Below are 7,400 nucleotides of genomic sequence, written 5' to 3' on the forward strand. Positions count from 1 at the left end.
CTTACCTCACGAGGATGTTGTCGCCCTTGCCGGCCTTCGGATCGGCATCATTGGAGAACTGCATGATGGCGATGGCGCCCGACAGCGCCTGACGCAGCGAGTGCGACACGATGGCGTTGGCGCCTTCCTTCGGCGAGATCAGGTCGAACGTGGCGGCATCGCCCGGCCCAACCACGAAGCTCTGCATGCCCACGTGGACGTTCTTGGGGTTGCCGCTGCCGTAGACGCGATCCCAGATACCCGCGATGGGGTGGAGCGACGAGAACTCGTTCACACCGGCGTTGACGAAGTAAATCCGCACGCGCTCGCCCGGCTTGGCTTGCAGCACGCGGGTGGCGCTCGGATCATGCACCGGGTCGTACTTGAAGATGCTGCCGTTGAACATGACGTTGGTCCACTTGTTGGCCATCATGTCCGCCTGGTTGTCCGGATTCGCGTACAGCTCGGACTGGATCAGCACATACTCGCGATCTGCCTTCGGCATGGCCTTGGAATCCTTCGGATCCACGATGATCGTGCCGTACATGCCGCGTGCGATATGCTGGATCATCGGGTCCGCGCCGCAGTGGTAGAAGAACACCCCCGGGTAGTCGGCAGTGAACGTGTAGTGGGCTTCTTCACCCGGCTTCACGGCCTCGAAGTCCTTGACGACATCCACGCGTGCCGCGTGAAAGTCCATCGAGTGCGAGTTCTTGTTCGCCTTGTCGTTGATCAGTGTGAACTCGATCGTGTCGCCTTCGGTGACATGGACCACGGTGCCCGGCACCTGGCCGTCGAAGGTCCAGGTGCGGTACATCGTCCCCTTGTTGTCGATAGGCAGGTCGATCTCCTTGGCTGTCATCGTGACCTTGACGGTCTTCGCATGCGCCTGCACGCCGGCCAGGAGAGCGGCGGCGGCAAAGAGCAGGGTTGGAAGGGCTTTCATTTGTCTTGTTTTTCCTCGGTTGCGTATTACTTGGTGCCAGTCTTGCTTACGAAGCGCAGGTAACTGACCATTTCCTTCATGTCGTCGTCGGTGAGCAGGCCCTCCCATTTCGGCATCAGAACGGATTTCCCTACAGCGAGACCACCTCCCTTGATCGCCTTCAACAGCGTTTCATCCGGTGTGTCACCCATAGCCTTGGTGTCGGTGTGATCGCGCGGCTTGACCGCCATGTCGCGGCTGTTCACACCGTTGCCGTCACGGTTCACACCGTGACACTGCACGCAATACGTGTTGTAGAGCCGTGTGGCGTGCGCGAACTGGTCGTCGGCATGCGCACGGTTGATGCCAGCGGCCACAAGCAGCGGCGCGAGCATCAGGAAAGTCGTCTGGCGCCTCATTTCGGCTCTCCCTTCAACGTGGTGATGTATCCGGCCAGCTTCTGGATATCGGCATCATTGAGGTCGAGGCGCGGCATCCAGACGTGCGGGTCGAATTTCTGTGGATCCTTGATGTAGGCGACCACGTAGTCCGGCTGCAGCCGCGCGCCACCATCCACCATCTCCGGCCCAGAGCTGCCGCCGTTGCCCGGCTTGGCCGAATGGCAGGAGGCGCAGCCGCGCAGCTTGGCAAACAGCAGGCTGGCCATGGAGGCGTTGGGCGGGTCGTTCTTGAAGCCGCCTTTCTCCACCAGGCCGGCATCGCCGCCGAGCTTCATCAACTCGGCGGCTACGGCGGCGGCCTCGTCCTTGTCCAGCTTCGGGTGCGGGCTCAGCGCGGCGGGGTCGATGGTGTCGGGCCCCTTGTCGGCAGAGGCCTTGACCGCCCGGGCCACCATCACCCCCGCGGGGCGGATGGTGGTCGGGCTCTGCAGCCACTTCTCCAGCCATGGCTGGTTGAACTTGACGCCCGCGTAGTACAGGTCCGGGCCCTTGCGTTGCCACAGACGATCCACATCGAGCTTCTGGGGTTTCGTGACGGCGTGGCAGGCCACGCATTGCGCCTGCAGGACTTCCTGCCCGGTTTTCGCCTGGGCGGCGGTGCCCGCCGCCGTGAAGGCGAGGGCGGCCACGGCAAGGCGCGTGAGGTGAGGGATGTTCATCGAGATCGTTCCTGGGTCGATTACTGGACGGCCTTGCCCTTGAGCAAGTCGTTGCTGTACTGACCGGGCCCCTTCTTCAGCGATTCCTCGTAGTAGAAGTTGGGCTGGTACTTCTTGCCGGCCCAGTCGTACCAGGGGTCCGAAGGCACGCCCGCATACTCCACGACGCTCATGATTCCGCCCATCGGACGATCGCCGTTGACGGTATGGGAGTCGACGTGGTCGTGAACCATCCAGCGGCCAGGGTTGTCGGCTTCGAAGATCAGGTCGTAGCGCTCACCGGGCCCGAACAGCACGGTGTCGGCCATGATGGGGTTGGCCAGCGGGAAGCCATCCTTGAAGGCGATCTTGAAGCTGTGCCCGTGCAGGTGGAAACTGTGCGTGCCGTCGCCAGCGCCAATCAGGCGCAGGCGGACCACGTCGCCTTTCTCGATACGGATGGGCTGGGTGTCCGGATAAGCCTTGCCGTTGATCGTGAAGTAGTCGGGCTTGTCTGATGGCAGGCCGCCGAAGCCGGGCTTGTCCGCCCACTTGGAGTCCCACTCGGAGAACATCAGGATGAATTCCTTGGTGACCTTCCTCTCCAGCGCAGTCGGATTCTTCGGCCGGACGATCAGCGGCCCCCACATGCCGCGCAGGGCGACGTGTTCATTGACGTTGACGTGGCAGTGGTACCACATGGTGCCGGACGGCGCCGCCTTGAACTGATACTTGAAAGAGTCGCCGGGCTTGATGGCCTCCTGGGTGACACCCGGCACGCCGTCGTTCTTCCAGGAGTTCTTCTGGTACATGCCGTGCCAGTGCACGGTGTGGGGCAGGGCGGTCAGGTTGTTGACGGTGACGTTGACATCGTCGCCTTCATCCACCACATACAGCGGACCTGGCACCTGCCCGTTGAATGCAAACGTATGGAATTGCTGCTTGTCTACCAGCGTGACCCGGGTGTCTTCGATGTTCATCTCGAAGTTCCGGGTTGCCGCGCAAGCACCGTGCGCCGTCAGAAGCGCCGATGTGGCAAGGATTGCGGAAAGTAAGGACTTCAACTTGGTACCCCCGATTGTTTGAGTGGCCGGCCTTCGCCTTTAAAGATGCATTCACTATACATCTTTAGATGCGGCAGAGCGGGTTAAGCCACACCACCCGTGAGGACTATCGCGTCCTCCAGGCAACGGAAATTTGCCTTTTTATCCGATGCAGAGCATTTATGTTGTATTTGGTATGCATCTTTAATAGACTTCATCGAAACCTGGAACGGGAAGTCTTGCGAGCTAATGGATACCTATGTCGCTGTCTTTTTCCGCCATCCGACGGTGCCACCTTGCCGGAATGCGTGATGCGCCTGACCGTCTATACCGAGTACGGACTGCATGCGCTGGTGCATCTCGCGCGCAACGATGGCAGGCCGCAGACGGCGAGGAACATCGCCGACGCCATTGGGCTGCCGCTCAATCACGTCGTCAAGATCGTCCACGCGCTGCGCCGTGCTGGCTACCTCGACACCGCACGCGGGCGTATCGGTGGAACACGCCTGGCGTGTCCTGCATCGGCCATCACTGTGGGCGACGTGGTCCGGGTCTTGGAATACAGGTTGGACTTGATGGCGTGCTTTCGCGCCGGGGGATTTTGCGTGGTCTCGAGCGTTGCCGATTGTCACGCGGTGCTGAGTGGGGCGTTGGTGGCCTACCTCACCGTGCTCGATGGCTACTCGATAGCGGATCTGCTGCCCTGATCGATTCCCGACATCGCAATAGACCTTTTCAATGCCGTGCGCTGCCATGTCGCATGGCGCAGGCCGATACGTGCTTCGTATGCTTCCGTTGCTTGCCCGGGGTCCATACCACGGCACCTGAAACGTAGACGAGAACAAAATGAGATCTGAAAAAGCCTGGCGCAAGACCGCCATTGCTGTAGTCGTACAGACGCTCGCGCTGAGCGGCGCGGCCATCGCGCAAACCAACGCCACGCAGGCATCCAATGACGCGCCACTCCCCACGCTGCCCACCATCACCGTCAGCGCAGCGGCGCCAGCCGAGGGTTCACTCACGGTGCCCGGCGTGGCCCGCCAGCGTGACACGCTGTTCCAATCGGCCGGATCGGTCGGATTTGTCGATGCGCAGTCTTACACCGATACCTACGCCAGCAATCTGCGCGATGTCCTCAAGGACTCGCCCGGGGTCTACGTGCAGGAGCGCTACGGCCAGGAGCTGCGCCTGTCGATCCGCGGCTCCGGCATCTCGCGCGGCTTCCACACGCGTGGCCTGGAAATCCTGCAGGACAGCGTGCCGACCAACTTCGCGGACGGCAGCGGTGACTACTACCAGATCGATCCCATCGGACTTTCCGCGGCCGAGGTCTACAAGGGCGGCAACGGGCTGGCATTCGGCAGCTCGACGCTGGGCGGCGCCGTCAACTTCACCACGCCAACCGCGCTGACGGCGGATGCGCCAAACATGCTGCGCGTGGACGGTGGCAGCTTCGGCACCGCGCGCGCCAGCGGCCAGGTATCGCGACAGATCGGCGCATTCGACTTCCTCGCCAATCTCAGCGTCAATCACTCGGAGGGCTACCGCAACCACGAACGCGGGCAGTACGAACAGCTCAACGCCAACTTCGGCTACCGCTTCAGCCCGGCCGTGGAAACGCGTTTCTACTTCGGGGCCTACGTGGTCGACCAGCTGCTGCCAGGCACGCTCACGCTCAATGAGGCGCTCAACGATCCGCGCAAGGCGTCCGCCAGTGCGCTGGCCGGGGACCAGGCACGTAACACACGCACCGAGCGGCTGGCCAACGTGACCAGCGTGAAGCTGGACAACGGCCAGCTGGACTTCAGCACCTGGATCATCCACAAGAGCCTGTACCACCCGATCTTTCAGGTCATCGATCAGGACTACTGGACCTACGGCTTTGCGCCGCGCTACACCGGCAACTTCACGCTGGGCGGCATGCGCAACCAGTTGATCGCCGGGGCACGCTTCTTTGGTGGCAACAACAATGCCCGCCAATACGTCAACGTCAATGGCGACCGCGGCGCACAGACGCTGAACGCCCGGCAGGATGCCTTCAACTACGAGGCCTATCTCGAAGACCGGCTGTACGTGCGGCCTACGGTCGCGCTGATGGCGGGAGCGAAGGCGTACCGCAACCGGCGGGAGTACCAGGACTACGGCGGCTTGTCCGCCAGCCCAACGGCCAAGTCGGACAGCGCCACCTACAGCGGCGTGAATCCGAAGTTCGGCGTGCTGTGGGAGCCGCGCAAGGACGTGCAGGCCTTCGTCGACATCACGCGCAGCGCCGACGTGCCGGACTTCTCGGACCTGAACCAGACCATCGGCGCGACCAACCAGTTCGTGCCACTGGCGCAGCAGCGCGGCTGGACGGTGGAGGCGGGCACGCGCGGGCAACTGGACCGCTTCGGCTGGGACCTGACACTCTATCGTTCGCTGGTGCGCGACCAGATGCTGCAGTACACGGTCAGCCCCGACGTGCCAGCCTCCACGTTCAACGCCAACCGGACCATCCTGCAGGGCGTGGAGCTGGGCGCCAGCGCCGAGATACTGCGCAATATCATTGGCGCAGGCGACCGGCTCACGCTGTCGCAAATGTGGAACTACAGCGATTTCCGCTTCGACAACGATCCGGTTTACGGCAACAACCGCATCGCGGGCGTGCCGCAGCATGTGCTCCGCACGACCGTGGCCTACAACAGGGGCTCCGCGCTGCGCGTGGCGGGCACGATCGACTGGGTGCCGACCGGCGCCTACGTGGACTACGCCAACACGATGAAGGTGCCGGCCTACGTGCTGTTCGGCATACAGGCCAGCTACGAATTCCAGCGCGGCGTCACGCTGTTCCTCGACGCCCGCAACCTGGCCGACAAACGCTACGTCAGTGACTTCGGCACCGTGGCGAATGCGCGCACTGCCAACCCGGCGGTTTTCTACCCAGGGGTCGGACGCGCGTTGTATGCGGGGGTGAAGTACAAGTTCTGATCGTGGTGGGATGCGGCGGTCCTGGCGGCCGCATCCCACCTGACTCGAGGGTCGATTCCCTAAAAGATGCATTTGGCGCGTAAGATATACTGACGCGTCCCGTCCTGGAGGCGAGTGGGGATCGAAGATGAGACTGACCGACTACACCGACTATGCACTACGTACGTTAATCTACATTGCTGCGCACCCGGACGAACTGGTGACGATCCAGCGGATTGCGGACAGCTTTAGCATTCCCAGGAACCACCTGATCAAGATCGTGCACCGGCTGGGGCAGGAGGGTTTCCTGCATACCCTCAGGGGCCGCTCCGGCGGCGTCCAGCTCAACCGTCCCGCGTCCAAGATCAACGTCGGCGACGTGATTCGCACGATGGAGAGCGATTTTGCGATGGTCGAATGCTTCCACGCGGAAGGCAATCAATGTGTCATCACCCCGATATGTGGCTTGCGCGGCGTGCTGCACGCGGCGCTTGACGCATACTTCCGGGTGTTGGACGAACACACGCTCGAAGATCTCATTCTCAAGCCGAAGATGATGCAGCGCGTGCTGGACGAGCACGCTGCCGCGTCTGTGCTGGCGCGGATCCCCGTCAAGGTCTCAAGGCAAGCTGCGAAGACCTGACGAAGGGCAGGGGTTTATCTGCGCATTCGTCAGCCCCGACTATATAGATGATAAGATGCATTCATGATGCATCTTTTAGGGATGACGATGCCCGGGAATAACCTTCAGACCGCCAGCGACGCCGTGGCCCAAGGCGCGCAACTGCCCGACGAAGCCGAAATATCGGCATTTGTCCGTGCCTTCTACGCGCGGGTTCGCGCCGACGAGAGTATCGGCCCGCTTTTCGACCGAGTCATCTCGGGCCGATGGGACCAGCATCTCACAACGATGGACACGTTCTGGTCAAGCATTGTCCTTGGGAGCAAGCGCTACCGGGGGCATGTCCTGTCCCGCCACATGATGCTCGCGGGGATCGAGGGCCATCATTTCGACCGCTGGCTCGAACTCTTCATCGACACGGCACAAGCCACTTTCAACAAACCAATAGCAGCCGAGTTCGTGCGGCCGGCATTGCGCATTGCCAAGAGCCTGCAATTGGGGATGTACGGCATGTCCTACGAGGTGCCAGCCGGGCAACGGGAGCTGCTGGACCGGTACACGGGCAGGTAGCCAGCCGCAGCATGTCCGGGGCAAGGCTGCCTGCAGGGCTTTCGGCCTCGGATCATTTATTTAACATAATACGCATTATGCGTATAAGGGATGTAGCGGCAAAGTTGTAATGTCCGGTTCGGGGGTGCGGATGAAAACTTGGACTACTTGGAGGTAGTTCATGTATTCGTACGAGGATCGCATCAGGGCGGTCAAGCTATATTTCAAGTACGGGGG

The 7,400-nt window shown here is 61.8% G+C and carries 8 protein-coding genes; 4 read left to right on the forward strand and 4 right to left on the reverse strand.

The window, feature by feature from the left end:
• Position 1: 1 nt before the first annotated feature.
• The 4 genes from AC1DP9_RS18085 to AC1DP9_RS18100 are packed head-to-tail and all read right to left on the reverse strand — an operon-like array spanning position 2 to position 2,983.
• Positions 2-925: a multicopper oxidase domain-containing protein gene (locus tag AC1DP9_RS18085; protein WP_092297915.1), complete on the reverse strand. Its 924-nt coding sequence runs from the start codon at positions 923-925 to the stop codon at positions 2-4.
• A gap of 26 nt (positions 926-951) precedes the next feature.
• Complete coding sequence (locus AC1DP9_RS18090) at positions 952-1,323, reverse strand: c-type cytochrome (protein ID WP_441590912.1); 372 nt, start codon at positions 1,321-1,323, stop codon at positions 952-954.
• Positions 1,320-2,024, reverse strand: coding sequence for a c-type cytochrome (locus AC1DP9_RS18095; RefSeq protein WP_092297918.1), 705 nt, complete (start codon positions 2,022-2,024; stop codon positions 1,320-1,322). The genes AC1DP9_RS18090 and AC1DP9_RS18095 overlap by 4 nt, the downstream gene beginning before the upstream one ends.
• Positions 2,025-2,044: 20 nt before the next feature.
• A complete protein-coding gene (locus AC1DP9_RS18100; RefSeq protein ID WP_477108102.1) occupies positions 2,045-2,983 on the reverse strand; it encodes a multicopper oxidase domain-containing protein in 939 nt (312 codons plus the stop codon).
• Between the two features lie 374 nt (positions 2,984-3,357).
• On the opposite strand from AC1DP9_RS18100, the gene AC1DP9_RS18105 reads away from it, so the two are divergent.
• The 4 genes from AC1DP9_RS18105 to AC1DP9_RS18120 all read left to right on the forward strand — a co-directional run bounded on the left by AC1DP9_RS18105 (position 3,358) and on the right by AC1DP9_RS18120 (position 7,184).
• Positions 3,358-3,753, forward strand: a complete 396-nt coding sequence (locus AC1DP9_RS18105; protein ID WP_477108103.1) for an RrF2 family transcriptional regulator — start codon at positions 3,358-3,360, stop codon at positions 3,751-3,753.
• Positions 3,754-3,892: 139 nt separating this feature from the next.
• The gene (locus AC1DP9_RS18110; protein WP_477108104.1) at positions 3,893-6,013 is read left to right on the forward strand and encodes a TonB-dependent receptor family protein; all 2,121 of its coding nucleotides are present in this window, start codon (positions 3,893-3,895) and stop codon (positions 6,011-6,013) included.
• Positions 6,014-6,140: 127 nt separating this feature from the next.
• Positions 6,141-6,635 (forward strand): RrF2 family transcriptional regulator, encoded by a 495-nt coding sequence (locus tag AC1DP9_RS18115; RefSeq protein ID WP_477108105.1) that lies wholly within the window; start codon positions 6,141-6,143, stop codon positions 6,633-6,635.
• 63 nt (positions 6,636-6,698) lie between these two features.
• Positions 6,699-7,184: a group III truncated hemoglobin gene (locus tag AC1DP9_RS18120; RefSeq protein ID WP_477108106.1), complete on the forward strand. Its 486-nt coding sequence runs from the start codon at positions 6,699-6,701 to the stop codon at positions 7,182-7,184.
• Positions 7,185-7,400: the final 216 nt, after the last annotated feature.

The sequence above is a fragment of the Cupriavidus sp. 01L43 genome, from assembly GCF_056399925.1.